The organism is Streptomyces sp. NPDC006476 (assembly GCF_040612015.1).
Taxonomy (GTDB): domain Bacteria; phylum Actinomycetota; class Actinomycetes; order Streptomycetales; family Streptomycetaceae; genus Streptomyces; species Streptomyces griseorubiginosus_B.
This window is the reverse complement of sequence record NZ_JBEXPK010000029.1, coordinates 40,497-66,659: the sequence shown is the minus strand read 5'-3', so window position 1 is coordinate 66,659 and position 26,163 is coordinate 40,497. Positions and strand designations below refer to the sequence as shown.

At 71.3% G+C, this 26,163-nt stretch carries 24 protein-coding genes and 1 tRNA gene; 12 read left to right on the top strand and 13 right to left on the bottom strand.

Annotated features, from left to right (window positions below; translation table 11 throughout):
* Positions 1-27: 27 nt before the first annotated feature.
* The 5 genes from ABZZ74_RS29610 to ABZZ74_RS29590 all read right to left on the bottom strand — a co-directional run bounded on the left by ABZZ74_RS29610 (position 28) and on the right by ABZZ74_RS29590 (position 6,015).
* Positions 28-1,515: a penicillin-binding protein 2 gene (locus ABZZ74_RS29610; RefSeq protein ID WP_356770034.1), complete on the bottom strand. Its 1,488-nt coding sequence runs from the start codon at positions 1,513-1,515 to the stop codon at positions 28-30.
* The gene (locus ABZZ74_RS29605) at positions 1,512-2,954 is read right to left on the bottom strand and encodes an FtsW/RodA/SpoVE family cell cycle protein (protein ID WP_356770032.1); all 1,443 of its coding nucleotides are present in this window, start codon (positions 2,952-2,954) and stop codon (positions 1,512-1,514) included. Before ABZZ74_RS29605 ends, ABZZ74_RS29610 begins: the two co-directional genes overlap by 4 nt.
* Before the next feature lie 27 nt (positions 2,955-2,981).
* A complete protein-coding gene (locus ABZZ74_RS29600) occupies positions 2,982-4,559 on the bottom strand; it encodes a Stp1/IreP family PP2C-type Ser/Thr phosphatase (protein ID WP_356770121.1) in 1,578 nt (525 codons plus the stop codon).
* Positions 4,560-4,649: 90 nt separating this feature from the next.
* Positions 4,650-5,162, bottom strand: coding sequence for an FHA domain-containing protein (locus ABZZ74_RS29595; protein ID WP_356770030.1), 513 nt, complete (start codon positions 5,160-5,162; stop codon positions 4,650-4,652).
* Between the two features lie 10 nt (positions 5,163-5,172).
* Complete coding sequence (locus tag ABZZ74_RS29590) at positions 5,173-6,015, bottom strand: DUF3662 and FHA domain-containing protein (RefSeq protein WP_133048392.1); 843 nt, start codon at positions 6,013-6,015, stop codon at positions 5,173-5,175.
* Between the two features lie 500 nt (positions 6,016-6,515).
* Here ABZZ74_RS29590 and ABZZ74_RS29585 point away from each other — a divergent pair.
* The 4 genes from ABZZ74_RS29585 to ABZZ74_RS29570 all read left to right on the top strand — a co-directional run bounded on the left by ABZZ74_RS29585 (position 6,516) and on the right by ABZZ74_RS29570 (position 9,791).
* Positions 6,516-6,602: transfer RNA gene (locus tag ABZZ74_RS29585), tRNA-Leu, on the top strand.
* 336 nt (positions 6,603-6,938) lie between these two features.
* Entirely contained in the window at positions 6,939-8,351 is a 1,413-nt protein-coding gene (locus ABZZ74_RS29580; RefSeq protein WP_356770120.1) for a DUF2252 domain-containing protein, read from the top strand.
* Positions 8,352-8,557: 206 nt separating this feature from the next.
* Positions 8,558-9,403 carry a J domain-containing protein gene (locus ABZZ74_RS29575; protein WP_356770028.1) on the top strand — a complete coding sequence of 282 codons (846 nt, stop codon included), beginning with the start codon at positions 8,558-8,560 and terminating at the stop codon, positions 9,401-9,403.
* Between the two features lie 58 nt (positions 9,404-9,461).
* Entirely contained in the window at positions 9,462-9,791 is a 330-nt protein-coding gene (locus ABZZ74_RS29570; protein WP_208785366.1) for a rhodanese-like domain-containing protein, read from the top strand.
* A gap of 20 nt (positions 9,792-9,811) precedes the next feature.
* Here the strand turns inward: ABZZ74_RS29570 and ABZZ74_RS29565 are convergent, their stop codons facing one another.
* The 6 genes from ABZZ74_RS29565 to paaA form a co-directional block, all read right to left on the bottom strand.
* Positions 9,812-10,945, bottom strand: coding sequence for an acyl-CoA dehydrogenase family protein (locus tag ABZZ74_RS29565; RefSeq protein WP_356770026.1), 1,134 nt, complete (start codon positions 10,943-10,945; stop codon positions 9,812-9,814).
* Positions 10,946-11,186: 241 nt separating this feature from the next.
* The gene (locus tag ABZZ74_RS29560) at positions 11,187-12,254 is read right to left on the bottom strand and encodes a 2Fe-2S iron-sulfur cluster-binding protein (RefSeq protein ID WP_356770024.1); all 1,068 of its coding nucleotides are present in this window, start codon (positions 12,252-12,254) and stop codon (positions 11,187-11,189) included.
* Complete coding sequence (gene paaD / locus ABZZ74_RS29555; protein WP_356770022.1) at positions 12,254-12,793, bottom strand: 1,2-phenylacetyl-CoA epoxidase subunit PaaD; 540 nt, start codon at positions 12,791-12,793, stop codon at positions 12,254-12,256. The genes ABZZ74_RS29560 and paaD overlap by 1 nt, the downstream gene beginning before the upstream one ends.
* The gene (paaC, locus tag ABZZ74_RS29550) at positions 12,787-13,506 is read right to left on the bottom strand and encodes a 1,2-phenylacetyl-CoA epoxidase subunit PaaC (protein WP_356770020.1); all 720 of its coding nucleotides are present in this window, start codon (positions 13,504-13,506) and stop codon (positions 12,787-12,789) included. The genes paaD and paaC overlap by 7 nt, the downstream gene beginning before the upstream one ends.
* The gene (gene paaB / locus ABZZ74_RS29545) at positions 13,503-13,790 is read right to left on the bottom strand and encodes a 1,2-phenylacetyl-CoA epoxidase subunit PaaB (protein ID WP_133043987.1); all 288 of its coding nucleotides are present in this window, start codon (positions 13,788-13,790) and stop codon (positions 13,503-13,505) included. Before paaB ends, paaC begins: the two co-directional genes overlap by 4 nt.
* Complete coding sequence (gene paaA / locus ABZZ74_RS29540; RefSeq protein WP_356770018.1) at positions 13,787-14,782, bottom strand: 1,2-phenylacetyl-CoA epoxidase subunit PaaA; 996 nt, start codon at positions 14,780-14,782, stop codon at positions 13,787-13,789. Before paaA ends, paaB begins: the two co-directional genes overlap by 4 nt.
* Positions 14,783-15,102: 320 nt before the next feature.
* Here paaA and ABZZ74_RS29535 point away from each other — a divergent pair, with 320 nt between their 5' ends.
* The 3 genes from ABZZ74_RS29535 to ABZZ74_RS29525 are packed head-to-tail and all read left to right on the top strand — an operon-like array spanning position 15,103 to position 17,903.
* Positions 15,103-15,924: a DUF5819 family protein gene (locus ABZZ74_RS29535; protein ID WP_356770016.1), complete on the top strand. Its 822-nt coding sequence runs from the start codon at positions 15,103-15,105 to the stop codon at positions 15,922-15,924.
* A complete protein-coding gene (locus ABZZ74_RS29530; protein ID WP_356770014.1) occupies positions 15,921-17,129 on the top strand; it encodes an HTTM domain-containing protein in 1,209 nt (402 codons plus the stop codon). Before ABZZ74_RS29535 ends, ABZZ74_RS29530 begins: the two co-directional genes overlap by 4 nt.
* A 33-nt stretch (positions 17,130-17,162) precedes the next feature.
* Positions 17,163-17,903 (top strand): TrmH family RNA methyltransferase, encoded by a 741-nt coding sequence (locus tag ABZZ74_RS29525; RefSeq protein ID WP_356770012.1) that lies wholly within the window; start codon positions 17,163-17,165, stop codon positions 17,901-17,903.
* On the opposite strand, the gene paaN is transcribed toward ABZZ74_RS29525, so the two are convergent.
* The gene (gene paaN / locus ABZZ74_RS29520; protein ID WP_356770010.1) at positions 17,900-19,591 is read right to left on the bottom strand and encodes a phenylacetic acid degradation protein PaaN; all 1,692 of its coding nucleotides are present in this window, start codon (positions 19,589-19,591) and stop codon (positions 17,900-17,902) included. The genes ABZZ74_RS29525 and paaN overlap by 4 nt on opposite strands.
* Positions 19,592-19,751: 160 nt before the next feature.
* Between paaN and ABZZ74_RS29515 the strand changes: the two genes are divergently transcribed.
* Positions 19,752-21,269, top strand: coding sequence for a 3-hydroxyacyl-CoA dehydrogenase (locus ABZZ74_RS29515; protein WP_356770008.1), 1,518 nt, complete (start codon positions 19,752-19,754; stop codon positions 21,267-21,269).
* The gene (locus ABZZ74_RS29510; RefSeq protein ID WP_356770006.1) at positions 21,266-21,856 is read left to right on the top strand and encodes a TetR/AcrR family transcriptional regulator; all 591 of its coding nucleotides are present in this window, start codon (positions 21,266-21,268) and stop codon (positions 21,854-21,856) included. The genes ABZZ74_RS29515 and ABZZ74_RS29510 overlap by 4 nt, the downstream gene beginning before the upstream one ends.
* Before the next feature lie 2 nt (positions 21,857-21,858).
* Here the strand turns inward: ABZZ74_RS29510 and ABZZ74_RS29505 are convergent, their stop codons facing one another.
* Positions 21,859-22,344, bottom strand: a complete 486-nt coding sequence (locus ABZZ74_RS29505) for an Lrp/AsnC family transcriptional regulator (RefSeq protein ID WP_356770118.1) — start codon at positions 22,342-22,344, stop codon at positions 21,859-21,861.
* Between the two features lie 190 nt (positions 22,345-22,534).
* On the opposite strand from ABZZ74_RS29505, the gene pdhA reads away from it, so the two are divergent.
* The 3 genes from pdhA to ABZZ74_RS29490 are packed head-to-tail and all read left to right on the top strand — an operon-like array spanning position 22,535 to position 26,156.
* Positions 22,535-23,668 carry a pyruvate dehydrogenase (acetyl-transferring) E1 component subunit alpha gene (gene pdhA / locus ABZZ74_RS29500; protein ID WP_356770004.1) on the top strand — a complete coding sequence of 378 codons (1,134 nt, stop codon included), beginning with the start codon at positions 22,535-22,537 and terminating at the stop codon, positions 23,666-23,668.
* Complete coding sequence (locus ABZZ74_RS29495) at positions 23,668-24,672, top strand: alpha-ketoacid dehydrogenase subunit beta (RefSeq protein WP_356770002.1); 1,005 nt, start codon at positions 23,668-23,670, stop codon at positions 24,670-24,672. Before pdhA ends, ABZZ74_RS29495 begins: the two co-directional genes overlap by 1 nt.
* Positions 24,672-26,156 carry a dihydrolipoamide acetyltransferase family protein gene (locus tag ABZZ74_RS29490; protein ID WP_356770000.1) on the top strand — a complete coding sequence of 495 codons (1,485 nt, stop codon included), beginning with the start codon at positions 24,672-24,674 and terminating at the stop codon, positions 26,154-26,156. The genes ABZZ74_RS29495 and ABZZ74_RS29490 overlap by 1 nt, the downstream gene beginning before the upstream one ends.
* Positions 26,157-26,163: the final 7 nt, after the last annotated feature.

The following is a 26,163-nucleotide window of genomic DNA, read 5'->3' as shown; positions in this document are numbered from 1 at the left end:
ACCGATGTGAGGAGGGCGTGAGCGGGGTCACTTCTTGGAGTTGATGACCGCCTCCATCACGCTCTTCGCGATCGGCGCCGCGAGGCCGCCGCCGGAGATGTCGTCACGGTTGGCCTGGTCGTCCTCGATGACCACGGCCACGGCGACCGGCGCGCTGCCGTCGGGGAGCTTGGCGTAGGAGATGAACCACGCGTACGGGTTCTCGCTGTTCTCCACACCGTGCTGGGCGGTACCGGTCTTGCCACCGACCGTGACGCCGTTGATCTGCGCCCTGGTGCCGGTGCCCTCCTTGACGACCGTCTCCATCATCGACTGCAGGATCTGCGCGTTCTTCGACGACAGGGGCTGGCTGAGCTCCTGCGGGTCGGTCTGCGCGATGGTGTCGAGGTTGGAGGACTGCAGCTTGTCGACCATGTACGGCTTCATCAGCTTGCCGTCGTTGGCGACCGCGGAGGCGACCATGGCCATCTGCAGCGGGGTCGCGGCGGTGTTGAACTGGCCGATCGAGGACAGCGCGGTCTGCGAGGAGTTCATGTTGTCGGAGAAGACCGAGGCCGCCGAGCGGACCGGCGTGAACTGCTCCGCGTCGAAGCCGAACTTCTTCGCCTCGGCGAGCATCTTGTCGTTGCCGAGGTCGGCGCCGATCTTGCCGAAGACGGTGTTGCAGGACACGCGCAGCGCAGTGCGCATGGTCGCGTTCTTGCAGGGGATGTTCCCCTCGTTCTTCAGCTCGGTCGTGGTGCCCTTCATGATGTAGGGCAGCGGCGAGTCGGTGTTCTGGTCGGCGGAGGTGTACAGCCCGTTCTCCAGCGCGGCCGCGGCGGTGACCACCTTGAAGGTGGAGCCCGGCGGGTAGGTCTCGCGCAGTGCCCGGTTCAGCATCGGGTCGTTCGGGTTGTTCTTCTTCTGCAGCGCGGTCCAGGCCTTGGAGTCCGTGGACGTGGAGTTGCCGGCGAAGCTCGAGGGGTCGTACGAGGGGTACGAGGCCAGCGCCAGGATCTTGCCGGTGGACGGGTCGAGCGCGGCGACCGCGCCCTTGCCGCCCTGGGCCTTCAGACCGTCGTACGCGGCCTTCTGGGCGGCGGCGTTGAGGGTGGTGACGACGTTGCCGCCCTGCCGCTGCTTGCCCGTGATCATGTCGAGCGTGTTGCGGAAGAAGAGCCGGTCGTCGTTGCCGGTGAGGATGCCGTCCTCGATGCTCTCCAACTGGGTGGCGCCGAAGGCCTGCGAGGCGAACCCGGTGACCGGCGCCCACATGGGGCCGTTCTTGTAGGTGCGCTTGTACTTCAGGTCGTTCAGGCCGCTCTTGCTCGTCGTGGTGGACCCGGTGATGGGATCGCCGTCGACGATGATGTCGCCGCGCGGGGTGGAGTAGCGGGCGATGGTGACACGGCGGTTCAACGTGTCGTCCCTCAGGCTGTCGGCCTTGACGTACTGGAGCCAGTTGTCCCGGGCGAGCAGCGCGAGGACCAGAAGGCCGCAGAAGATCGCGATCCGGCGCAGGGGCTTGTTCATGACGGGCGGACCACCTGGGTCATCTCGGCGTCGGGGTTGCTGGCGGGGGCGGGCGCCGGACGGCGGGCCGTGTCGCTGATTCTGATCAGGATGCCGATCAACGCCCAGTTGGCCAGCACGGAGGAACCGCCGTAGGCCAGGAACGGCATGGTCATACCGGTCAGCGGGATGAGCCCCATGACACCGCCGGCCACCACGAAGACCTGGAGGGCGAACGCGCCGGAGAGGCCGATGGCGAGCAGTTTGCCGAACGGGTCGCGGGCGGCGAGGGCGGTGCGCACACCGCGCTCCACGATCAGGCCGTAGATCAGCAGGATCGCCATGATGCCGGCCAGGCCCAGCTCCTCGCCGAAGGTGGCGAGGATGAAGTCGGAGTTGGCCGCGAAGCGGATCAGATCCGAGTGGCCCTGGCCGAGGCCGGTGCCGAGGGTGCCGCCGGAGCCGAAGGCCCACAGCGCCTGCATGGACTGCTCGGAGTGGCCGACCACGCCCTGCTGGCTGAGCTTGTACTCGTGCAGCGGGTTGAGCCAGGCCTGCACGCGCTGCTGGACGTGCGGTTCGAAGCTGGCCACGCCGACGGCGCCGACCGCGGACATCAGCAGACCGAAGACGATCCAGCTGGTCCGCTCGGTGGCGACGTACAGCATGATGATGAACATTCCGAAGAACAGCAGCGAGGTGCCGAGGTCGGTCTCGAAGACGAGGATGAGGATCGACATCAGCCAGACGACCAGGATGGGTCCGAGGTCGCGGCCGCGCGGCAGGTACAGGCCCATGAAGCGGCGGCTGGCGAGCGCGAGGGCGTCGCGCTTCACCATCAGGTAGCCGGCGAAGAAGACGGCGAGCACGATCTTGGCGAACTCACCGGGCTGCAGGGTGCCGAGACCCGGGACCCTGATCCAGATCTTGGCGCCGAAGATGTTGGCGCCGAGGCCGGGGACCAGCGGCAGGACGAGCAGGACGAGCGCGCCGAACATCGAGATGTAGGTGTAGCGCTGCAGGACACGGTGGTCCTTGAGGAAGATCAGCACGACGACGAACAACGCGATGCCGAGCGCGGTGTACAACAGCTGGCGGGGCGCGGCCTGCACGTAGTTGGGCAGCGACTGCAGCAGCTTGGACTGGTCCAGGCGCCAGATGACGACGAGTCCGAGGCCGTTGAGCAGCGTGGCCAGCGGCAGCAGCAGCGGGTCGGCGTACGGGGCGAACTTCCGTACCGCGAGGTGGCCGACGCCCGCGAGCAGACCGAGCCCGAGGCCGTAGCTCAGCAGGCCGGCCGGCACCTTGTCGTCGATGGCGAGGCCCACGTTGGCGTAGGCGAAGACCGGGATGACGACGGCGAACACCAGGAGCGCGAGCTCGGTGTTGCGTCTGCTGGGCGCTCCGATCGCGCCGATCGTGGACGTATGGTGCGTCGGTGTGTTGGTAGTACTGCTCATCGTGTGACGGGGCCTCTCACGGCTTGCCTACTGCTTACCGCACATCGAGACGACCTTCTGCTCTTCCTCCGAGAGGCTGGGGCCGGGGCTGGGAGTGGCGGTGGTCGCGGACGGGTTCGGGGTCGGGGAGGACTTCGGCTTCGTGGACGGACTCGGTGACGACGTGGCCTTGGACGTGAGCGAGGTGCTGGTGGTTCCCGTGGTGCCACCGGCCTGCCCCTGACCGGTCTTGGCGTTGTTCTTGCTCGCGGCCGCCTGCCGCTCGGACTGCTTCTTGCACGCGGAGGCCTGTACGGCGAGTTCGTCGACCTTCTTCCGGGCGTCCGTCAGGCCGCCCTCGGCGATCGTGTTCTTGACCTGCTTCTGCTGGTACGGCGGCAGGTACTTGAGTTCGATCTCGGGGTGGTCCTTCTCCACCTTGGACAGGGACACCCAGGCCAGGTCCTGGCTGATGCCCCGGTACAGCGCCACGTGCTCGCCGTTGGTGCCGACGTAGTACTGGGTCTGCGTCCAGCGGTAACCGCCGTACAGACCGCCGCCGATGACGGCGAGCGCGAGCACCGAGTAGAAGGATCTCTTCAGCCACTTGCGGCTTTTGCGCGGTTTGACGAAGTCGTCGTCGGTGTAGTCGCCGAAGCCGCCGGCCGGGATGTAGCCGGTGGTGTCGCCGGATCCGGGCGGCCCGAACTCGCCTCCTCCGCCCTGCCCAGGCACCTGGCGGCCGAGACCGGAGGCGCGCCCCGCGGGCGTCTGCATGATCCCGGGGTCGTGGTGCAGGTGGTTCTGGTTCTCGGCGACGGCGCCGACCACGACCGGGGTGTCGGAGAGCTGCCCGGCGAGGGTGTCCCCGGTGTCCAGGTCCAGGACGTCGGCGACGATCACAGTGATGTTGTCGGGGCCGCCGCCGCGCAACGCCAGCTGGATGAGCTCCTGGACGGTCTCCTGGGGGCCCTGGTAGCTGGCGAGGGTGTCCTCGAGGGTCTGGTGGGAGACCACGCCGGACAGGCCGTCGGAGCAGATCAGGTAGCGGTCACCGGCCCGGACCTCGCGGATCGACAGGTCCGGCTCGACGTGTTCGCCGCTGCCCAGCGCCCGCATGAGCAGGGAGCGTTGGGGGTGGGTGGTGGCCTCTTCCTCGGTGATGCGGCCTTCGTCGACCAGCCGCTGCACCCAGGTGTGGTCCTGTGTGATCTGGGTCAGGACACCGTCGCGGAGCAGGTACGCGCGCGAGTCGCCGACGTGCACGAGACCGAGCCGCTGCCCGGTCCACAGCAGGGCGGTGAGCGTCGTGCCCATGCCCTCCAGCTGCGGGTCCTCCTCGACCATGGCGCGCAGCTGGTCGTTGGCCCGCTGTACGGCGGCGCCGAGCGAGGTCAGGACGTCGGAGCCCGGCACGTCGTCGTCGAGGGCGACGATGGTGGAGATGGCCTCGGAGGAGGCGACCTCGCCGGCGGCGGCGCCGCCCATGCCGTCGGCGATCGCGAGCAGGCGCGGGCCGGCGTATCCGGAGTCCTCGTTGCCCTCCCGGATCATGCCTTTGTGCGATCCGGCGGCGAAGCGCAGTGACAGACTCATGCGCACCTCGCCCGTCGGCTCCGGGTACATCCGCACGGTGCCCACCCTCCGGTCGGGAGCGCGCCGGGGCCCGTGGTGGGGGCCGCCACTGCGTGCTCGCTCCGCTCGCTCATTGTCGTACTACTTCCGCAGCTCGATGACTGTCTTGCCGATGCGGATCGGCGCGCCCAGCGGAATCGGCGTGGGGGTCGTCAGCCGGCTCCGGTCGAGGTACGTGCCGTTGGTGGAGCCGAGGTCCTCGACGATCCAGTTGCCGTCGCGGTCCGGGTAGATCCTGGCATGGCGGCTGGAGGCGTAGTCGTCGTCCAGCACGATCGTGCTGTCGTGCGCCCGGCCCAGGGTGATGGTCTGGCCCTGCAGGGCGACCGTGGTGCCGGTGAGGGTGCCCTCGCTCACCACGAGCTTGGTGGGCGCGTTGCGGCGCTGGCGGCCGCCGGACTGCTGGCGCTGCTGCGGAGGAGCCGCCTGCTGGCGGGCGGCTTGCTGCTGCCGCCCGGCCTCTCGCCTGGACCCGCGCTGGGTGACGCGCGTACCGAACAGGTCGCTGCGGATGACCTGCACGGCCACGATCACGAACAGCCACAGTACGGCCAGGAAACCCAGCCGCATGACCGTGAGGGTCAGCTCTGACATTGCCCCCGCTTCACCCTTCGGCTTGCCGGTAAATGATGGTGGTGCTGCCCACGACGATCCGCGAGCCGTCGCGGAGCGTAGCGCGGGTGGTGTGCTGCCCGTCCACCACGATGCCGTTGGTGGACCCGAGATCCTGGATCGTCGAGGGCGTTCCGGTCCGGATCTCACAGTGCCGGCGGGAGACGCCGGGGTCGTCGATCCGCACGTCGGCTTCGGTGCTGCGGCCCAGCACCAGCGTCGGGCGGGAGATCTGATGGCGTGCGCCGTTGATCTCGATCCAGTAGCGGGTACGGCCGCCGGCCGCCGGGGCGGTCGCGGGCCGCTGGAGATAGGGAGCGCTGCCGCGGGCGCCGGGCGGCGGTGCGGCGGGCATCGGCGGGGCGCCCGCGGGGGCGGCGGCCGGCGGGTAGCCGTAACCGCCGGGGCGGCCCGCGGCCGGGGCCGCCGGAGCGGGGCCGGCGGGCGGCTGCTGGCTGGTGGAGGAGGCGAGCGTACGGCTGCGCACCCGGTACAGACCGGTGTCGAGGTCGTCCGCCTTCTCCAGGTGGACCTTGATGGGGCCCATGAAGGTGTAGCGCTGCTGCTTGGCGTAGTCGCGCACCATGCCGGCGAGCTCGTCGCCGAGCTGGCCGGAGTAGGGGCTGAGCCGCTCGAAGTCCGGCGTGCTCAGCTCCACGATGAAGTCGTTGGGGACGACCGTCCGGTCGCGGTTCCAGATGGTCGCGTTGTTGTCGCACTCGCGCTGGAGCGCGCCGGCGATCTCCACGGGCTGGACCTCGGACTTGAACACCTTGGCGAAGGTGCCGTTGACCAGACCTTCGAGACGCTGCTCGAACTTCTTCAGGACTCCCATGGGGCACCTCCTCCGATGTCGCTGTCGTCCTGCTTCCCGCTTGGCGGGTGCTGCCTTACCTGGTACTGCTTACTGATCGTATCCACGCGCCGGTGAATCGGCTGGTTCCCCCCGCGGGCCCCGCCGACGGGTGTCGCACCCGCCCCGGTTCCCTCCGGAGGTTCCCTCCGAGGCTCCCCTTCGAACTCCTCCCGCGAACTCGTTCTGGCATGGATCGTAGAGGCGGCCGCAGACCAGTGTCCCGCACCTGACTGTGGACCCGGTCCGGCTCCTGGGGAGACGGGCCGTACCGGTACGAGGTTGATACGAGAACCGGCACTCCCTGATACGGAGTGAAGGACTCCGAACGTCGGCCGGTCGCCGGCCGGGATCGGAAGACCTCCCTGGTCGGCGGCTGCCCCCGGGAAAGCGATGTGAACCCACCCCTGCCAGCGTGCTAATGTTCTGCGTGTCGGAAGGCGCCAGCCCACAAGGGCAAGGAGCCGGAGGACACACCCAATGCGCGGGTGGCGGAATAGGCAGACGCGCTGGATTCAGGTTCCAGTGCCCGCAAGGGCGTGGGGGTTCAACTCCCCCCTCGCGCACCAGCCGAAGGCCCCCAGGTTCCAGACCTGGGGGCCTTCGCGTTGTCCGGATCGGTGTGAGGCGTATTACCTGGTGAGGACAATCACACGGGTCGGTCGGGCCGTCGCCGGGCGGGGTTTTCCACAGGTTCGGAGTTGTCCACAGGGTCTGACGCGTTCTCGTCGCCGGCGGTACGGTCGGCACGAGTTGATGTTCGTCCTGAGGTTCGTCCTGAGGTTCGTCTAGATGTCCGTCGGCGCCCGGTGGTGGGCGTGCGTCGTGCGAGTGCGGGGGAGGCGGTCGGTGTGACCGAAAGCGGAGCGGTGGCAGCGGCGGAGGCGACAGCGGCGTCGGCGACCGTGCCGCCTGTGACAGCGGCGTCGGGTGCGCGGCGGTTGCCGCGGGTGCGCGGATTCGCCGAGTGGCCGGTGGAGGGCTCGCCCAAGGAGGAGGGCAAGGCGCTGCGCAAGCTGGTCCCGCGCCGGGCGCACGCCGAGCTCGACCTCGACGCGGGGCGGCCCGCCGCGGTCGCCGCGGTGGAGGAGTCCAACCTCGGCCGCATCCCCGACCTCACCCCGATAAGGGCGGGCCGGATGGCGGCCACCCCCTTCGCGTTCCTGCGCGGCTCGGCGGGCCTGATGGCGTACGACCTCGCGCGCACGCCCATGACCAGGATCCGCGCCCAGATCTGCGGGGACGCCCACGCCGCCAACTTCGGCCTGTACGGCGACGCGCGCGGCGACCTCGTGATCGACCTGAACGACTTCGACGAGACGGTGTACGGCCCCTGGGAGTGGGACCTGAAGCGGCTCGCCACCTCGCTGGTGCTCGCGGGCCGGGAGGCCGGCGCCGACGAGACCCAGTGCCGCAAGGCGGCCTATGACGCGACCGGCGCCTATCGCCGCACGATGCGGTTGCTGGCCAAGCTGCCGGTGCTGGACGCGTGGAACGCGATCGCGGACGAGGAACTGGTCTCGCACACCGACGCCCATGATCTGCTCGGCACGCTGGAGCGGGTCTCCGAGAAGGCGCGGGCCAACACCAGTGGGCGGTTCGCGGCGAAGGCGACGCAGCAGCACGAGGACGGCGGCCGCCGGTTCGTGGACGCGGCGCCGGTACTGCGACGGGTGGGGGACGAGGAGGCGGCCGCCGTCGCCGCGTCCCTGGAGAGTTACGTGGACACGCTGTCCGAGGACCGCCTCCCGCTCCTCGCCCGGCACGCGGTGCACGACGTCGCCTTCCGGGTCGTCGGCACGGGAAGCGTGGGCACCCGGTCCTATGTGGTGCTCCTGCTGGACCACCGCGGTGAGCCGCTGGTGCTGCAGGTGAAGGAGGCCCGCCCCTCTGCGCTGGTGCCGCACCTGGTGACCGCCGGTTTCGAGGCGCCGGTCGTCGAGCACGAGGGGCGCCGGGTGGTGCTCGGCCAGAAGCGGATGCAGGTCGTCAGCGACATCCTGCTGGGCTGGACCTCGGTGGACGGACGGCCCTACCAGGTACGGCAGTTCCGCAACCGCAAGGGGAGTGTCGACCCCGCGGCACTGGCCGCCGACCAGATCGACGACTACGGCCGGATGACCGGCGCCCTGCTGGCCCGGGCCCACTCCCACAGCGCCGACCCGCGCCTGGTCGCCGGCTACTGCGGCAAGAACGAGGAACTGGACGAGGCGATCGCCGACTTCGCCGTCGCCTACGCCGACCGCACGGAGTCCGACCACGCCGATTTCGTGACGGCGGTTCGGGCCGGGAGAGTGGCGGCGGAGATGGGGGTGTGAGGGTGTGATGTCTGGAGGGACTGACGTCCGGCGGGTGTGTGGGAGCGTCGTGTCCAGCGGGGTGCGTGAGGCCGTGATGTCCGGCGAGGTGGTGGCCGCGTGAGCGGTGCCCGTGAGGTGCTCCTCTCCGGTCGCACCGGCGTCCCCCGCGGCGTCGCCGTCGGAGGGCAGGCCGGGCTGCTCCCGGCGTGGCCTACGCTGGTCGGGTGACGAGCCCGGAAGCTGAGCAGGGTGGGGTCGCCGGTGAGACGCAGCCGACGCCCGAGGACGGTGCGCCGCGCCCCGAGGAGCGGCTGGAGCGGGCCGTGCGGGCCGCCGAGCAGGCGCTGATCGAGTACGAGATCGCGGTCGAGACCTTCCGTATCGAGGTCGAGAACTTCTCCCGGCTGCACCACCAGAAGCTCGGTCCGATGTACGCCCGCCTCGACGAGCTGGACGCGCAGATAGCCGAGGCCAGGGCCGCCCGCACCGGCGACCCCGAGGACCGTCGCAAGGCGGACGAGGCGCGTGCCCGGGTGCTGCCGATGCCGGCCGTGGAGGAGCTGTTCCACGGCTGGATGGACGGCGACGGCCTGTTCCCGGAGGCCGCGGCGATGCTCACCGAGCAGCCCGTACGCCCTCCGCAGCGGGTGCGCCCCAGCGCCGAGGCCCGCAAGCTCTACCGCGAACTCGCCCGCAAGGCCCACCCCGACCTGGCCCAGGACGACGCCGAGCGGGCGCGCCGTGAGGAGTTCATCACCCGGGTCAACGGTGCCTACGCCCGTGGCGACGAGGCCCTGCTGCGCGAGCTGGCGGAGGAGTGGGCCAAGGGACCGGCGCCGGTGGAGCGCGGCCCGAGCCGCAGCGAGGAGCTGTACGCCCGCCTCGAGTGGCTCGCCCAGCGCAAGGAGCTGCTGACGCTGGTGGCCAAGGAGCTGGAAGAGGGCGCGATCGGATCGATGCTCCGGCTCGCTCCCGACGACCCGGACCGTCTCCTCGACGAGATCGCCGAACAGCTCCTGGCGGACGTCGCCCTGCGGGAACAGGAGCTGGCGACGCTGCTCGAGCAGTAGCCGGGCGGGGGCCTCGGGCGGCGTCGGGTAGCGTCGGGGTATGAGTTTCGGAGCTGGTGTGCCCACGGTCGGGGTCTCGGACCTCAAGGACAGCGACTTCCTGGTGGACGTCCGCGAGGACGACGAGTGGCAGGCGGGCCATGCCGAAGGCGCCCTGCACATCCCCATCAGCGAGTTCGTGGCCCGCTACGGCGAGCTGACGGAGGCCGCGCCGCAGGACGGCCGCGTGCATGTGATCTGCCGCTCGGGCGGCCGTTCGGCCCAGGTCACGATGTATCTGGTTCAGCAGGGCATCGACGCGGTGAACGTCGACGGCGGCATGCAGGTGTGGGCCGCCGCGGGCCGACCGGTGGTGACGGACGAGGGCCGACCCGGGTTCGTGCTTTAGCCCCAGGGGACCAGCGGCCGTCAGCCCAGGGGGTGCGCCGCCAGCAGATCGCCCAGTGCCTCCTCGTGTGCCGCCGCCGGGCCGAGCGACAGTTCCAGGTGCTTGGCCCAGGCGTGGTACCGGTGGAGCGGGTACTCGACGTCCGCGCCGAACCCGCCGTGCAGATGCTGTGCCGTCTGAACGATCCGCCGCACCCCCTCCGACGCCCAGATCTTGGCGACGGCGACGTCACCGGAGGCGGGCAGCGCGCCGGACGCCCCGGAGGCCATCCGCCACGCGGCCTGCCAGAGCGTGGCCTCCATGGCGCGGAGGTCGATGTAGCGGTCGGCGGCCTGTACCGCCACCGCCTGGAACGTGGCGATCGGATGTCCGAACTGCTCCCGCTTGCCGGCGTAGTCGCTGGTCATCTCCAGCACCCGCTCACCCAGTCCGAGCGCGAGCGCACAGGTCCCGGTCGTCAGCACCTCCCGCAGCCACTCCCAGGCCCCGTCCGCGTCGATCACGTCCCGGGCCGCGATCCTCACCGACTCCAGCCGCAGCTCGCCCAGCCGCTCCCCCGCGGTGGAGATCTGCTCACCGAGCACGACCCCTTCGTGGTCGCCGGACACCACGGCGATCAGGGTCCGGTCCGCCGCCGTCCGCGCCGGTACGAGGACGAGGTCGGCGGTGTGCGCCCACGGCACCGCGGTCTGTACCCCGTCCAGCAGCCAGTCGTCGCCGTCCTGTCGGGCGGTGACGGCGAGTTCGGCCCCGTCGTGACCGGTGCGGCCGTTCGAAGCGACGGCCAGCACGAGCTCGCCCCGCCCCGCCCGCTCCAGCAGCGCCGCCTTCAACTCCGGCCCGCCGTAGGCCTGTACGGCGGCGGTGGCCGCGGCGCTCTCCAGCAACGGCACCCGCGCCAGTCCTTTCGCCGACTCGCGCAGCACCAGGCACAGCGCGATGGCGTCCAGCCCCGCCCCGCCGTACTCCGCGTCCAGCAGCAGACTCAGCAGGTCGGCCTCGGCGAGCCTGCCCCACAGCGAACGGTCGAAGTCCTCGGCGACGGCGCCCGTGACCAGCGAGGGAGAGGGCACCGTGTCCGGCGCGACCCCGGCGAACACCCCCCGTGCCGCCTCGGCCGCCGCCTGCTGCTCCTCGGTGAAGGTGAAGTCCACGGTCCTGTCCCTCCGGAGGGTCCGCTGATCTGACGGACCGTCAAGATAGAACAGGTTCTAGAAGAAGGGAACGGGCTGCCGACGGCCAATGCGGGCCAATGCGGGGGCGGCGCTCCGCCGGTATTGCCGGTCGGGGCTGGCGTTCCACTGGGGTTCCGTCGGTGGCCGGCGTTCCAACGGGGTTCCGTCGGTGGCCGGCGTTCCACCGGGGTTCCGCCGGTGGCCGGCGCTCCACCGGTGTTCACCGGTCGAAGTCCAGCTCCACCTTCTCCGTCACCGGATGGGACTGGCACGCCAGCACATATCCCGCCTCCGTCTCCTCCCGCTCCAACGCGAAGTTGCGGTCCATGCGCACCTCGCCGGTGACCAGGAAGGCGCGGCACGTCCCGCACACCCCGCCCTTGCAGGCGTACGGAGCGTCGGGCCGGTTGCGCAGCACCGTGTCGAGCAGGGATTCACCGTCCTGCACGGGCCAGGTCCCGCCGCGCCCGTCGAGCCGGGCCGTGACCGTGCTGTGCGCGGGGGCGGCGCCGATGGTGGTGCCGGTGACCGGCTGGGCGCTGTCCACGTGGAAGATCTCCTCGTGGATACGGGCCCGGGGGACACCGAGGCCGCCGCGCAGCGTCCGCTCCGCCTGCTGCACCAGTCCGTAGGGGCCGCACAGGAACCACCCCGCCACCCGGTCCACCGGCAGCAGCGCGGGCAGCAACCCGGTCAACCGCTCCTGGTCGAGCCGCCCGGACGGCAGCCCCGCCTGCTGTTCCTCCCGGGACAGCACCGTGACCAGCTGAAACCGTCCCGGGTACCGGTCCTTGAGGTCGGCGACCTCCTCCAGGAACATCGTCGAGGCGGCCGTCCGGTCGCTGCGTATGAGGCAGAACCGCGCCTCCGGCTCGCGCGCGAGCAGTGTCGAGACGATCGACAGCACCGGGGTGATGCCGCTCCCGCCGACGACGGCCGCGTACAGACCGGGCGCCGGGTCGAGGGTGAAGCGGCCGGCCGGGGTCATGACCTCCAGCTCGTCACCGACGTTGATCTCCTTGAGCGCGTACGTCGAGAAGGCCCCGCCCTCCACCAGCCGCACGCCGACCCGCAGGGTGCGCGGCCCGTCCGCGTCGGGCGCCGGGGAGCAGATCGAGTACGTACGGCGTATCTCGACCCCGTCGACGACGCGGCGCAGGGCGAGGTGCTGGCCGGCCGCGTGCCGGTACTCCTCGCGCAGTTCGGGCGGAACTGTCACGGTGAGGGCCACGGAGTCGTCGGTGAGCCGGTCGACCGCCGCCACCGGGAGCGCGTGGAAGCGGGCCATCACAACTCCTTGAAGTGGTCGAAGGGTTCACGGCAGGCGAGACAGCGACGCAGTGCCTTGCACGCGGTGGAGGAGAAACGGCTCAGCAACTCGGTGTCGGGGGAGCCGCAGTGAGGGCAGCGGACGGGTTCGGGCCGGGGTGCGGGTTCGTCGGCGAGGGTGCGGGTCGGTCCCAACCCGACGGTCACCGGCCCGGAGTCACGTGCCGAGCGCGGCGGCGCGATCCCGAACTCCCGGAGTTTGCGCCGCCCTTCGGCCGTGATGTCGTCCGTCGACCAGGCCGGCCGCAGCACCGTGCGGACCGCGACCTCGCGCATGCCGTGGGCCCGCAGCACCCGCTCTATGTCCAGGGACATCGCCTCGATGGCCGGGCAGCCGGTGTACGTCGGAGTCAGCTCCACCTCGACCGAGTCCGCGCCGCGCACATGCACCGCCCGTACGACACCGAGTTCCTGAAGGGTGAGAACCGGCAGCTCCGGGTCGAGCACCGAGCCTGCGATCTCGAGGAGTTCGGCCTCCAGCGGGGTCGTCGTCACCATGACGCCCCCGGGTGGCTGCGGTGCAGATGCTGCATCTCGGCGAGCATCCGCCCGAACGGCTCGGTGTGCACGCCCTGACGGCCCGCACCGGCCGACCAGGCGCCGGAACGCGGCCCCTCCGGGAGGGGCAGGGTCGCCCGGCGAAGCACGGCCTCGACGGACTCCAGCCAGGCGGTGTCCATCCCGGCCCAGTCGACGTCCAGCCCCTCCACCGGCTGGAACATCTCGCCGGTGAAGCGCCACAGTGCCGTGACCGCCCGCACCATCCGCTCATGGCTGGCGTCCGTGCCGTCGCCGAGCCGCAAGGTCCACTGCTCCGCGTGGTCGCGGTGGTAGGCGACCTCCTTGACGGCCTTCGCGGCGAGACCGGCGAACGGGCCCTCTCCGGCGGCCAGTTCGGCGTACAGCAGGTGCTGGTAGGTGGAGAAGTACAGCTGGCGGACGATGGTGTGGGCGAAGTCGCCGTTGGGCTGTTCCACCAACTGCAGGTTGCGGAAGGCGCGTTCCTCCCGCAGATACGCCAGCTCGTCCTCGTCGCCCACCGTCGACAGCAGCACCCTGGCCTGCCCGAGCAGGTCCAGCGCGATGTTGGCGAGGGCGACCTCCTCCTCCAGGACCGGGGCGTGGCCGGCCCACTCGCCCAGACGGTGCGAGAGCACCAGGGCGTCGTCGCCGAGAGCGAGGGCGGCAGCCGTGGGAACGGTCGTCGTCACAGGTGCTTCACCCCCTCCGGGATCTCGTAGAACGTCGGGTGCCGGTACGGCTTGTCGGCGGCCGGCTCGAAGAACGGGTCCTTCTCGTCCGGGGAGGACGCGGTGATCGCGGCCGAGGGGACGACCCAGATCGAGACGCCCTCGCCGCGCCGGGTGTACAGGTCGCGGGCGTTGCGCAGGGCGAACTCCGCGTCCGGCGCGTGCAGACTGCCGGCGTGGGTGTGGGACAGGCCCCGGCGCGAGCGCACGAAGACCTCCCACAGGGGCCAGTCGGTGTTGGTCATGCCTGCTCCGCTTTCGTGTCGTCGCTGTGCTTGGCCGCGTAGGCCGCGGCCGCCTCGCGCACCCAGGCGCCCTCTTCATGGGCCTTTCTGCGCTGGGTGAGCCGCTGTTCGTTGCACGGTCCGTTGCCCTTGAGGACTTCCTTGAACTCCGTCCAGTCGATCGGGCCGAAGTCGTGGTGTCCCCGCTCCTCGTTCCACTTCAGGTCCGGGTCGGGCAGGGTCAGGCCCAGTGACTCGGCCTGGGGTACGCAGATGTCGACGAAGCGCTGGCGCAGGTCGTCGTTCGAGTGCCGCTTGATCTTCCACGTCATCGACTGCGCGGAGTGCGCCGACTCGTCGTCGGGCGGGCCGAACATCATCAGGGACGGCCACCACCAGCGGTCCACCGCGTCCTGGGCCATCGCGTGCTGCTCGGGGGTGCCGCGGCTGAGGGCGAGCAGCAACTCGTAGCCCTGGCGCTGGTGGAAGGACTCCTCCTTGCAGATGCGGACCATGGCGCGCGCGTACGGTCCGTACGAGCAGCGGCACAGCGGGACCTGGTTGGTGATCGCCGCGCCGTCCACCAGCCAGCCGATGGCACCGACGTCCGCCCAGGTCAGTGTCGGGTAGTTGAAGATCGACGAGTACTTCTGGCGGCCGGAGTGGAGCTTGTCCAGCAGTTCCTCGCGGCTGGTGCCGAGGGTCTCGGCCGCGCTGTAGAGGTAGAGCCCGTGGCCCGCCTCGTCCTGGACCTTGGCCATCAGGATGGCCTTGCGGCGCAGGGAGGGCGCGCGCGTGATCCAGTTGGCCTCCGGCTGCATGCCGATGATCTCGGAGTGGGCGTGCTGGGCCATCTGCCGGACCAGCGTCGCGCGGTAGGCGTCGGGCATCCAGTCCCGCGGCTCGATGCGCTCGTCCGCGGCCACGGCGGCGTCGAAGGCACGCTCGTAGGCGGCGGTGCCCTCGTGTTCCTCCTCGGTGCCGTACGCCTTGTGCGCGGCTGCTGTGGCCATGCGGTCCCCCTCGACCTGGGTTCTGTCCGGAATCGGCTCCCGACCGATCGTTCGGTTCGTGCGATTCCATGGTCGGTCGGGCGCCGTAAGGTGTCAACCGCTGTGGACAACCTGCGGGCATGCCCTGTGGAAAACGCGGATCCGGTCCGCGCCGCCTGGCCGGTCCGGTAGGACGGGCCGGGCTCCGCAGGAGGGGACTGTGCCTCGCGGGCGGGTCTGAGTACCGTTCGCGTGCGAGTGCGGTGGTGCGGCGGGCCCGTGTGGTGCGGTGCCCGCGGCCGGGCAGCCGAAGACGGACCGGGATTGGGGATCGGGGCGGAATGGACGCGTACGACACAGGGTCGGACGCCCGGCGTGTGCCGGACGGGCCCGGCGGCCTGCCCGAGCCGGGTGAACCGGACGGGACGGCCGAGCAGCGGTCCGCGCCGCCCGAGCCCCCCTCACCCGCACCCGAGCCGGACCCCGCCCCCCGCACCGGCCCCTACACCGAGCCCCGGACCGGTGTCGCCGCCCTCTCCCCGCGCTACCAGATAGGCGCCGCCCTCGCACTCGCCGTCGTCGCCGCCGTCGTCTGCGTGCACATCGGCATGGTGTTCCTGCACGTCGCGCCGGCGAACACGGTCACCCAGCGGCACGGCAAGGCGATCGACGAATGGATCTACCCGGAGTTCGAACAGAACTGGAAACTGTTCGCGCCCAACCCGCTGCAGCAGAACATCGCGGTCCAGGCCCGCGCCGAGGTGCGCGCGACGGACGGCGGGGTGCGCACCACCGGCTGGTACGACCTGTCGGCCGAGGACGGCCGGGCCATCGACGGCAACCTGCTGCCCAGCCACACCCAGCAGAACGAACTGCGCCGGGCCTGGGACTTCTTCCTCGCCACGCATGACGCCGACAACCGCCCCTCGGGCCTGCGCGGCTCCCTGTCCGAGGCGTATGTGCGGCGCATCGTGGCGCTGCGCCTCGACCGGGACGACGCGGCCGGGAAGAGCGGCTCGGTGATCCAGGTGCAGGTCCGCTCGCGCACCACCAACGTCCAGCCCCCGAAGTGGAGCGGCGAGAAGCTCTCCGACCAGCCGATGTACCGCGTGCTGCCCTGGTGGCCGGTCTCGGCCGCCGACGCCGAGGAGGGCGCGGAGTGAACCGTTTCGCTCTGGCCGTCTCGGCCGGCATCGCCCGCGTCACCGACGCGGCCCTCGGCCCCTACCAGACCGCCGTGGTCCGCATCGGCTTCAGCGCGACCTGGCTGCTGTTCCTGCTCCGCGAGTTCCCGCACCGCCAGGAGATGTACGGACCCGACGCCCCGTGGAGCTGGGACCTGGCCCAGCGACTGATCGCCGACAACCACGCCTTCACGGCCCTGATGTGGTCCAGCGGGCGCTTCTGGTTCGAGCTGGTCTACGCGTTCGCCCTGCTGGCGAGCGTCCTGCTGCTGCTCGGCTGGCGCACCCGCACCATGTCCGTGCTGTTCATGGTCGGTGTGCTCTCCCTGCAGAACCGCAGCGTCTTCATCGGCGACGGCGGTGACAACGTCCTGCACCTGATGTCCGTCTATCTCGTCTTCACCCGCTGCGGCCAGGTGTGGTCGCTGGACGCGCGGCGGGCACGGCGCACGCGTGAGGCACGCGCACGTGGCGAGGGCGTGGCGGACCGGTTCGGTCCCGCCCTGTGGGGCGTGCTCGGGTTCGTCCTGGTCGCGGTGACGGCCGGGGGCCGCTTCGACGGCACCGACCCGACCGTGCCGGTCATCCTGTGGCTGGTGTGGGTGGCGCAGGCCGTGCGGTGGGCCGTCGCCCGCTGGGCCAGGAGCCGGGAACCGCGGATCCTGGCGGACGTCGTGGCCAACGTCGCGCACAACGGCGCGCTGCTGGTGATCATGGCCGAGGCCTGTCTGATCTACGCGACGGCCGGCTGGTACAAGATCCAGGGCTCGCGCTGGCAGGACGGTACCGCCGTCTACTACCCGCTCCACCTCGACTACTTCTCGCCCTGGCCGGGCCTCGCCGACCTACTGTCCTCCAGCGGCACGATGGTGATGCTGGTGACGTACGGGACCGTGATCGTGCAGGTCGCCTTCCCGTTCACGCTGTTCAACCGGCGGGTGAAGAACGTCCTGCTGGCGGCGATGATGACCGAGCACGCCGTGATCGCCGTGGTCCTCGGGCTGCCGTTCTTCTCGCTGGCCATGATCGCGACGGACGCGGTCTTCCTGCCGACGTCGTTCCTGCGCCGCCTGGGCGGCTGGGCCGCACGCGCGCGTACCCGTGCCCGGTCGGGCCGTGCGGCGGTGCCCGAGCCGCGGACACCGGAGAACCCCGAGCCCACGCACGCGAACTCCACGGCGTGAACACCCCGGGCACGCGCACGTAGGCTGCACGCCATGACCGACCCCGTGACCCTCTGGCGCCGGCTCGCCGACTCCTCCGTCCTGCTCGACGGCTTCCACGCCCTCAAGCACGCCGTGCGCTTCGGAGCGGAGATCCCGGTGGCGGTCGCCGTGGACCGGGCGGCCGCGCTCGCCCTCGCCGAGGAGCTGGCCCCCGACGTCACGGACCCGCTGGCCGCGCTCCTGACCGAGGTGCCGGAGCCCACGTACCGCGGCCTCGTCGAACGCCCGCACGCCACGGCGGTGGCCGCCCTGGCCGTACGACCGCCCCGCGCGGCGCATCTCGAGACGCTGGCGCGCCGCCCCCGCACCGCCCCGGTCGTGGTCCTGGACAACCCGCGCAACCTGGGCAACGCGGGCGCGGTGATCCGTCTGGCCGCCGGTTTCGGAGCGACCGGCGTGGTCACCACCGGCACGCTGGACCCCTGGCACCCGACGGTCGTCCGCGGCGGGGCCGGGCTGCACTTCGCGACGGCGGTGGAACGGCTGACCGTGGAGGAACTGCCCGAGGGGCCGCTGTTCGCCCTGGACCCGGAGGGCGACGACATCCGGGGGACGAAGCTTCCGGACGACGCCGTCCTCGCGTTCGGATCAGAGCGCAGCGGCCTGTCGGCCGCCCTACGCGCGCGTGCCGACCATCTGCTGTCCCTGCCCATGCGCCCCCAGGTCTCCAGCTACAACCTGGCGACCAGCGTGGCGATGACGCTCTACCACTGGAGCGCCAGCGGTTTCTAGGCCTCCCGCCGCACCTCGACGACCCGGAAACGGTTGGCCACGAACGCCCCGTCGCACAGCGCGGCGTTGGCCGCCGGGTTGCCGCCCGAGCCGTGGAAGTCGGAGAAGGCGGCCGTCTGGTTGACGTACACCCCGCCGGTCAGGTTCAGCGACAGCTGGGCTGCCTCCTCCAGGCAGACCTCCTGGACCGCCCGCTCGAGCTCCTCGTCGCTCGTGTACGCCCCGACGGTCATCGCCCCCTTCTCGCGGATGGTGCGCCGCAGCAGCTCCAGCGCGTCGGCCGTCGAGTCGACTGCCACGGCGAAGGAGACCGGGCCGAAGCACTCGCTCATGTAGGCGGCCTCGTCGTCCGGCTTGGCGCCGTCGAGCTTGACGATGACGGGCGTGCGGACCACGGCCTTCGGGAACTCCGGGTTGCTGATCTCCCGCGACGCAAGGGCGACCTCGCCGAGACCCGCGGCCGCTTCCAGCCGCGCCTGCACGTCCGGGTTGACGATGGCGCCGAGGAGCGCGTTCGCGCGGGCGTCGTCGCCGAGCAGTCCGTCGACGGAGCGGGCGAGATCGGCGACGACCTCGTCGAAGGTCTTCGGCCCCTCCTCGGTACGGATGCCGTCACGGGGGATCAGCAGGTTCTGCGGGGTGGTGCACATCTGGCCGCTGTACAGGGACAGCGAGAAGGCCAGGTTGGACAGCATCCCCTTGTAGTTCGCCGTCGAATCCACGAGCACCGTGTTGACGCCGGCCTTCTCCGTGTAGACCTGCGCCTGCCGGGCGTTGGCCTCCAGCCAGTCGCCGAAGGAGGTCGAGCCCGTGTAGTCGATGATCCGGATCTCCGGCCGGGTCGCCAGCGTCTTGGCGATGCCCTCGCCGGGGCGCTCGGCGGCCAGAGCCACCAGGTTCGGGTCGAAGCCGGCCTGGCCGAGGACCTCACGCGCGACCTGCACAGTGAGCGCGAGCGGCAGCACCGCGCGCGGGTGGGGCTTGACCAGGACCGCGTTGCCGGTCGCCAGGGAGGCGAACAGGCCCGGATAGCCGTTCCACGTCGGGAAGGTGTTGCAGCCGATCAGCAGCGCGATCCCGCGCGGGACCGGCGTGAACTGCTTGGTGAGCGCGAGCGGGTCGCGCTTGCCCTGCGGCTTGGTCCACTCCGCCGTGTCGGGCGTGCGCACCTGCTCCACGTAGGCGTACGCGACCGCCTCCAGGCCGCGGTCCTGCGCGTGCGGGCCGCCCGCCTGGAACGCCATCATGAACGCCTGGCCGCTGGTGTGCATGACGGCGTGCGCGAACTCGTGCGTCCGGTCGCTGATCCGCTTGAGGATCTCCAGGCAGACCACCGCGCGCGCCTCCGCGCCCGCGTCCCGCCATGCTTTCTGGCCCGCCCGCATGGCGGGCAGCAGCACGTCGACGTCCGCGTGCGGGTACTCCACGCCGAGCTCGATGCCGTACGGCGAGACCTCGCCGCCCACCCAGTCGTCCGTGCCGGGCTGGCCGAGGTCGAGGCGGGTGCCCAGGACGGCGTCGAAGGCGGCCTTGCCCGCGGCCATGTCCAGGCTGCCGTTCTCACCGTAGGCCTTGGGGTGCTCGGGATGCGGGGACCAGTACGCACGCGTGCGGATCGCTTCCAGCGCCTGGTCGAGGGTCGGCCGGTGCTTGGCGATGAGCTCGTGCGCGGTCAGTTCGGCGGCCATGCGGGACCAACTCCTCGTCTCAAGAGCTCTTCGTCGAGCTCATGACCTGGGCAGAAACATGGGCAGGAACAACCAGTCAGAGTTAGAGTAACCGAACGATCGGTCGGGACAAGGGGGTCCGCCGCATCTGTGGAAAACCCCGTGCGGGAGGATCGCGCACATGACAGCACTGGACCTCAGCAGCCCCGTGGCCGTCGTCGGCACCGGCACCATGGGCCAGGGCATCGCCCAGGTCGCGCTGGTCGCCGGCCATCGCGTACGGCTGTTCGACGCCGTTCCCGGCAGAGCCCAGGACGCGGCCGCGGCCATCGGCGCCCGGCTCGACCGGCTCGTCGAGAAGGACCGGCTCACCGGCGCCGAACGGGACGCGGCACGCGCGCGTCTGCTGCCCGCCGCGGACCTCGCCGAGCTCGCCGACTGCTCCCTGGTCGTCGAGGCCGTCCTGGAGCGGCTGGACGTCAAGCAGGACCTCTTCCGGGCGCTCGAGGACCTCGTCGACGAGGACTGTCTGCTCGCCACCAACACCTCCTCCCTGTCGGTCACCGCGATCGGCGGCGCCCTGCGCAGCCCGGGCCGCTTGGTCGGCCTGCACTTCTTCAACCCCGCCCCGCTGCTGCCGCTGGTGGAGGTGGTCTCCGGGTTCGCCACCGACGTCTCGTCGGCCACGCGCGCGTACGAGATGGCACGCGCCTGGGGCAAGACGCCGGTGGCCTGCGCCGACACCCCCGGCTTCATCGTCAACCGCATCGCCCGGCCCTTCTACGCCGAGGCGTTCGCGGTCTACGAGGCCCAGGGCGCCGACCCCGCCACCATCGACGCGGTCCTGCGCGAGTCCGGCGGCTTCCGGATGGGCGCCTTCGAACTGACCGACCTCATCGGCCAGGACGTCAACGAGTCGGTCACGCACTCGGTGTGGCAGAGCTTCTTCCAGGACGTGCGCTTCACCCCCTCGCTCGCCCAGCGCCGCCTGGTCGAGTCGGGCCGGCTCGGCCGCAAGAGCGGGCACGGCTGGTACGACTACGGGGACGACGCCGAGCGGGCCGAGCCGCACACCGCGGAGCAGGCGCAGCCGCCCGCGTACGTCGTCGCCGAGGGCGACCTGGGCCCCGCGTCGGAACTGCTCGCGCTGATCCGCGAGGCGGGCATCCAGGTCCGCGAGGAGGACGAGGACCACGGCAGCCGCCTGGTGCTGCCGGGCGGCGGCCAGCTCGCCCTCGCCGACGGGCAGACCTCGGTGGAGTTCCGGGACGTCGTCTACTTCGACCTGGCCCTGGACTACCGCCGCGCGACCCGAATCGCCCTGTCCGCCTCCCAGGACACCTCCCCGCAGACTCTCGCCGAGGCCACCGGCCTCTTCCAGGCGCTCGGCAAGGACGTCAGCGTCATCGGAGACGTCCCCGGCATGATCGTCGCGCGCACGGTCGCCCGGATCGTCGACCTCGCGCACGACGCCGTCGCCAAGGGCGTGGCCACCGAGGAGGACATCGACACCGCGATGCGCCTGGGCGTCAACTACCCGCTGGGTCCCTTCGAGTGGAGCCGCAGGCTCGGCCGGAACTGGGCCTACGCCCTCCTCGACGACCTGCACCTGCGCGACCCCTCCGGCCGCTACGCGCCCTCCCTGGCGCTGTACCGGCACGCCTACGCCTCCGACAAGCGGGAGGGCAGCACCTCATGACGACCGCCAAACGCGACACGTACACCCCGGAGACGCTGCTGTCCGTCGCCGTCCAGGTCTTCAACGAGCGCGGCTACGACGGCACCTCCATGGAGCACCTGTCCAAGGCGGCCGGCATCTCCAAGTCGTCGATCTACCACCATGTGGCGGGCAAGGAGGAACTGCTGCGCCGGGCCGTCAGCCGGGCTCTGGACGGCCTCTTCGGGATCCTCGACGAGGACCACGCCCGCGTGGGCCGTGCCGCCGACCGTCTTCAGTACGTCGTACGGCGCATGGTCGAGGTGCTGATCGGCGAACTCCCCTACGTCACCCTGCTGCTGCGGGTGCGCGGCAACACCGGCACCGAGCGGTGGGCCCTGGAGCGCCGCCGCGACTTCGACCACCGGGTCGCCGAGCTGCTGAAGGCGGCGGCCGCGGACGGGGACGTGCGCGGTGACGTGGAGGTGCGGCTCGCCACCCGGCTCGTCTTCGGGATGATCAACTCGATCGTCGAGTGGTACCGGCCGGACGGGCGCGGGATGAACGAGCGCGAGGTTGCCGACGCCGTGGTGCAGCTGGTCTTCGGAGGCCTGCGCGCGGAGGGCTGACCTCAGCCCTGCGGCTCCAGGTCCTCCTCCTCGAACACCAGCAGCGTGCGGGTGCTCAGCACCTCCGGCATGGCCTGCAGCCGGGTGAGCACCAGTTCGCGCAGCGCCCGGTTGTCGGACGTGTGGACCAGCAGCAGTACGTCGAAGTCGCCGCCCACCAGGGCGATGTGGGAGGCGCCGGGCAGCTGTCTGAGCTGCTCGCGGACCGTGCGCCAGGAGTTCTGCACGATCTTCAGGGTGATGTACGCCGATGTGCCCTGACCGGCGCGTTCATGGTCGACGCGGGCGCCGAAGCCGCGGATGACGCCGTCCTCGATGAGCCGGTTGATGCGGGCGTAGGCGTTGGCGCGGGAGACGTGGACCCGTTCGGCGACCGACCTTATCGACGCACGGCCGTCGGCCTGGAGCATCTGCAGGATGTCCAGATCGATCGCGTCGAGGGGCCGCGGCGGCGGCAGGGGGACATTGCCCTCGGGCTCCTCGGCCATTTGTTCAGGTGCCATGTCCCCCCGCCTCCCTGCCATGGACGTACTGCGTTCATTCCAGGTTGTGGAGAACCGTTTGTCCACAGCCTGAAGGGGCCTGTAGCCAAAATGTGCCGACGACCGAACAATCGGTAGGTGAGGCGGGTCACAGCCGACGCGCCTCCCGTAGCCACTCCCACGAGGAGGTGCCGTCATGACGGTCATGGAGCAGCGGGGCGCGTACCGGCCATCGCCGCCCCCCGCCTGGCAGCCCCGCACCGATCCCGCGCCGCTGCTGCCCGACGCGGAGCCCTACCGGGTGCTGGGCACCGAGGCGGCGGCGAAGTCCGACCCTGCCCTGCTGCGCCGCCTGTACGCCGAGCTGGTGCGCGGCCGCCGGTACAACGCGCAGGCCACCGCCCTCACCAAGCAGGGCCGTCTCGCCGTCTACCCCTCCAGCACCGGCCAGGAGGCCTGCGAGGTCGCCGCCGCGCTCGCCCTGAAGGAGCAGGACTGGCTCTTCCCCAGCTATCGCGACACCCTCGCCGCCGTCGTCCGTGGCGTGGACCCCGTCCAGGCGCTGACCCTGCTGCGTGGTGACTGGCACACCGGCTACGACCCGTACGAGCACCGGGTGGCCCCGCTGTGCACCCCGCTGGCCACCCAGCTTCCGCACGCCGTCGGTCTCGCGCACGCCGCCCGCCTCAAGGGCGACGACGTGGTCGCGCTCGCCCTGGTCGGCGACGGCGGCACCAGCGAGGGCGACTTCCACGAGGCGCTGAACTTCGCCGCCGTCTGGCAGGCACCGGTCGTCTTCCTGGTCCAGAACAACGGCTTCGCCATCTCCGTCCCGCTCGCCAAGCAGACCGCGGCCCCCTCCCTGGCCCACAAGGCCGTCGGCTACGGCATGCCCGGCCGACTGGTCGACGGCAACGACGCAGCCGCCGTGCACGAGGTCCTCACCGACGCCGTGCGGCACGCGCGTGAGGGCGGCGGACCCACGCTGGTCGAGGCGATCACGTACCGCGTCGACGCCCACACCAACGCCGACGACGCCACCCGCTACCGCGGCGACGCCGAGGTCGAGGCCTGGCGTGCGCACGATCCCATCGCCCTCCTGGAACACGAACTGACCGAACGCGGCCTCCTCGACGAGGACGGGATGCGGCACGCGCGCGATGCCGCCGAGACCATGGCCGCCGACCTGCGCGAGCGCATGAACCAGGACGCGGTGCTCGACCCGGCGGACCTGTTCGCCCACGTCTACGCCGAACCGACCCCGCAACTGCGCGAACAGCAGGCCCTGCTGGAGGCCGAGCTGGCGGCGGAGCAGGAAGGGGCGCACTGATGACCACCGTCGCCGTCAAGCCGGCCACCATGGCGCAGGCCCTCACCCGAGCGCTTCGCGACGCCATGGCCGCCGACCCCTCGGTGCATGTCATGGGCGAGGACGTCGGCACCCTCGGGGGCGTCTTCCGCGTCACCGACGGCCTCGCCAAGGAGTTCGGCGAGGACCGCTGCACCGACACCCCTCTCGCCGAGGCGGGCATCCTCGGCACCGCCGTCGGCATGGCGATGTACGGGCTGCGCCCGGTGGTGGAGATGCAGTTCGACGCCTTCGCGTACCCCGCCTTCGAGCAGCTGATCAGCCATGTCTCCCGCATGCGCAACCGCACGCACGGCGCCATGCCGCTCCCGATCACCATCCGCGTCCCCTACGGCGGCGGCATCGGCGGTGTCGAGCACCACAGCGACTCCTCCGAGGCGTACTACATGGCGACTCCGGGGCTCCATGTCGTCACGCCGGCCACCGTCGCCGACGCCTACGGACTGCTGCGCGCCGCCATCGCCTCCGACGACCCGGTCGTCTTCCTGGAACCCAAGCGCCTGTACTGGTCGAAGGATTCCTGGAACCCCGAGCACCCGACCGACGTGGAACCCATAGGCCGCGCCGTGGTGCGGCGCCCGGGCCGCAGCGCCACCCTCATCACCTACGGACCCTCGGTCCCCGTCTGCCTCGAAGCCGCCGAGGCCGCGCTCGCCGAGGGCTGGGACCTCGAAGTCGTCGACCTGCGCTCCCTGGTGCCGTTCGACGACGAGACGGTCGCGGCCTCGGTACGACGGACCGGACGCGCGGTCGTCGTACACGAGTCGGGCTCCTTCGGGGGACCGGGCGGAGAGATCGCGGCGCGCGTCACCGAGCGCTGCTTCCACCACCTGGAGGCGCCGGTGCTGCGCGTGGCCGGGTTCGACATCCCCTACCCGCCGCCCATGCTGGAGCGGCACCACCTGCCCGGCGTGGACCGGATCCTGGACGCCGTGGGGCGCCTGCAGTGGGAGGCCGAGAACTGATGGCACAGGTGCTGGAGTTCAAGCTCCCCGACCTCGGGGAGGGACTCACCGAGGCGGAGATCGTGCGCTGGCTGGTGCAGGTCGGCGACGTCGTCGCCGTGGACCAGCCGGTCGTCGAGGTCGAGACGGCCAAGGCGATGGTCGAGGTGCCCTGTCCCTACGGCGGCGTGGTCACCGCCCGCTTCGGCGAGGAAGGCACGGAGCTTCCCGTCGGCGCCCCGCTGTTGACGGTCGCGGTGGGCCCAAAGGCCTCGGAAACCGAGTCCGAGGGCTCCGGGAACGTACTGGTGGGCTACGGCACCGGGGCACCCCCGGCACGCAGGCGCAGGGTACGTCCGACGACACCGACGGGCGGTCCCGCGGCTCCGACGGGCGGCCCTGCGGCACCCGGACGCGTACCCCCGGCGGCACCGGGGCGCGGGCATGCCACTCCCGCCGACGACGGTTCCGACGGCAGGATCGCGCCGGCGGCAGGCCGTGGACCCGCCCGGAACGGCACGGTCGCCGTCGGCACCGCGCGCGTGACCGACGCACCCGGGAGCCCCCGGGGCGAGGGTCCCGTCCCCGTGATCTCCCCGATCGTCCGCCGTCTCGCCCGCGAGAACGGCCTGGACCTGCGGGAGTTGGTCGGCTCAGGACCCGACGGGCTGATCCTGCGGGCCGACGTCGAGTACGCGCTGCGGGCCGCGGACGCGGCGCCCCGGCAGGCGGCACCGGCGGCCGAGCCGCACACGCGCGTGACCGCGACGCCCACGCCCGTGGCCCCGGCGCCCGAGCCGTCGCAGGCCGCCCCCGCAGGCACCCGCATCCCCCTCAAGGGCATCCGCGGTGCCGTCGCCGACAAGCTCTCCCGCAGCCGGCACGAGATACCGGACGCCACCTGCTGGGTGGACGCCGACGCGACCGAGCTGATGCGCGCGCGTGCCGCGATGAACGCGGCGGGCGGGCAGAAGATCTCCCTTCTCGCCCTCCTCGCCCGCATCTGCACCGCCGCCCTCGCCCGCTTCCCCGAGCTCAACTCCACGGTCGACACGGCGGCCAGGGAGGTCGTCCAGCTCGACCACGTGCACCTGGGGTTCGCCGCGCAGACCGAGCGGGGCCTGGTCGTACCGGTCGTACGGGACGCCCACGCGCGCGACGCCGAGGCGCTGACCGCCGAGTTCGCCCGGCTGACCGAGGCGGCCCGCGCGGGAAGCCTCACGCCACAGGAACTCACAGGCGGGACCTTCACGTTGAACAACTACGGAGTGTTCGGCGTCGACGGCTCCACGCCGATCATCAACCACCCCGAGGCGGCCATGCTCGGCGTCGGTCGGATCGTCCCCAAGCCGTGGGTGCACGAGGGCGACCTGGCGGTGCGCCAGGTCGTCCAGCTCTCGCTCACCTTCGATCACCGGGTGTGCGACGGCGGCACGGCGGGCGGCTTCCTGCGCTACGTGGCGGACTGCGTGGAACAGCCGGCGATCCTGCTGCGCACGCTCTGACCCGGGC

Coding starts and splice junctions, on each gene's coding strand:
- ABZZ74_RS29610 (WP_356770034.1), bottom strand. CDS start 1,515: ATGAACAAGCCCCTGCGCCGGATCGCGATCTTCTGCGGCCTTCTGGTC.
- ABZZ74_RS29605 (WP_356770032.1), bottom strand. CDS start 2,954: ATGAGCAGTACTACCAACACACCGACGCACCATACGTCCACGATCGGC.
- ABZZ74_RS29600 (WP_356770121.1), bottom strand. CDS start 4,559: ATGTACCCGGAGCCGACGGGCGAGGTGCGCATGAGTCTGTCACTGCGC.
- ABZZ74_RS29595 (WP_356770030.1), bottom strand. CDS start 5,162: ATGTCAGAGCTGACCCTCACGGTCATGCGGCTGGGTTTCCTGGCCGTA.
- ABZZ74_RS29590 (WP_133048392.1), bottom strand. CDS start 6,015: ATGGGAGTCCTGAAGAAGTTCGAGCAGCGTCTCGAAGGTCTGGTCAAC.
- ABZZ74_RS29560 (WP_356770024.1), bottom strand. CDS start 12,254: ATGGCCCGCTTCCACGCGCTCCCGGTGGCGGCGGTCGACCGGCTCACC.
- paaD (WP_356770022.1), bottom strand. CDS start 12,793: ATGGTGACGACGACCCCGCTGGAGGCCGAACTCCTCGAGATCGCAGGC.
- paaB (WP_133043987.1), bottom strand. CDS start 13,790: ATGACCAACACCGACTGGCCCCTGTGGGAGGTCTTCGTGCGCTCGCGC.
- paaA (WP_356770018.1), bottom strand. CDS start 14,782: ATGGCCACAGCAGCCGCGCACAAGGCGTACGGCACCGAGGAGGAACAC.
- ABZZ74_RS29535 (WP_356770016.1), top strand. CDS start 15,103: ATGGACGCGTACGACACAGGGTCGGACGCCCGGCGTGTGCCGGACGGG.
- ABZZ74_RS29525 (WP_356770012.1), top strand. CDS start 17,163: ATGACCGACCCCGTGACCCTCTGGCGCCGGCTCGCCGACTCCTCCGTC.
- paaN (WP_356770010.1), bottom strand. CDS start 19,591: ATGGCCGCCGAACTGACCGCGCACGAGCTCATCGCCAAGCACCGGCCG.
- ABZZ74_RS29515 (WP_356770008.1), top strand. CDS start 19,752: ATGACAGCACTGGACCTCAGCAGCCCCGTGGCCGTCGTCGGCACCGGC.
- ABZZ74_RS29510 (WP_356770006.1), top strand. CDS start 21,266: ATGACGACCGCCAAACGCGACACGTACACCCCGGAGACGCTGCTGTCC.
- ABZZ74_RS29505 (WP_356770118.1), bottom strand. CDS start 22,344: ATGGCCGAGGAGCCCGAGGGCAATGTCCCCCTGCCGCCGCCGCGGCCC.
- pdhA (WP_356770004.1), top strand. CDS start 22,535: ATGACGGTCATGGAGCAGCGGGGCGCGTACCGGCCATCGCCGCCCCCC.
- ABZZ74_RS29495 (WP_356770002.1), top strand. CDS start 23,668: ATGACCACCGTCGCCGTCAAGCCGGCCACCATGGCGCAGGCCCTCACC.
- ABZZ74_RS29490 (WP_356770000.1), top strand. CDS start 24,672: ATGGCACAGGTGCTGGAGTTCAAGCTCCCCGACCTCGGGGAGGGACTC.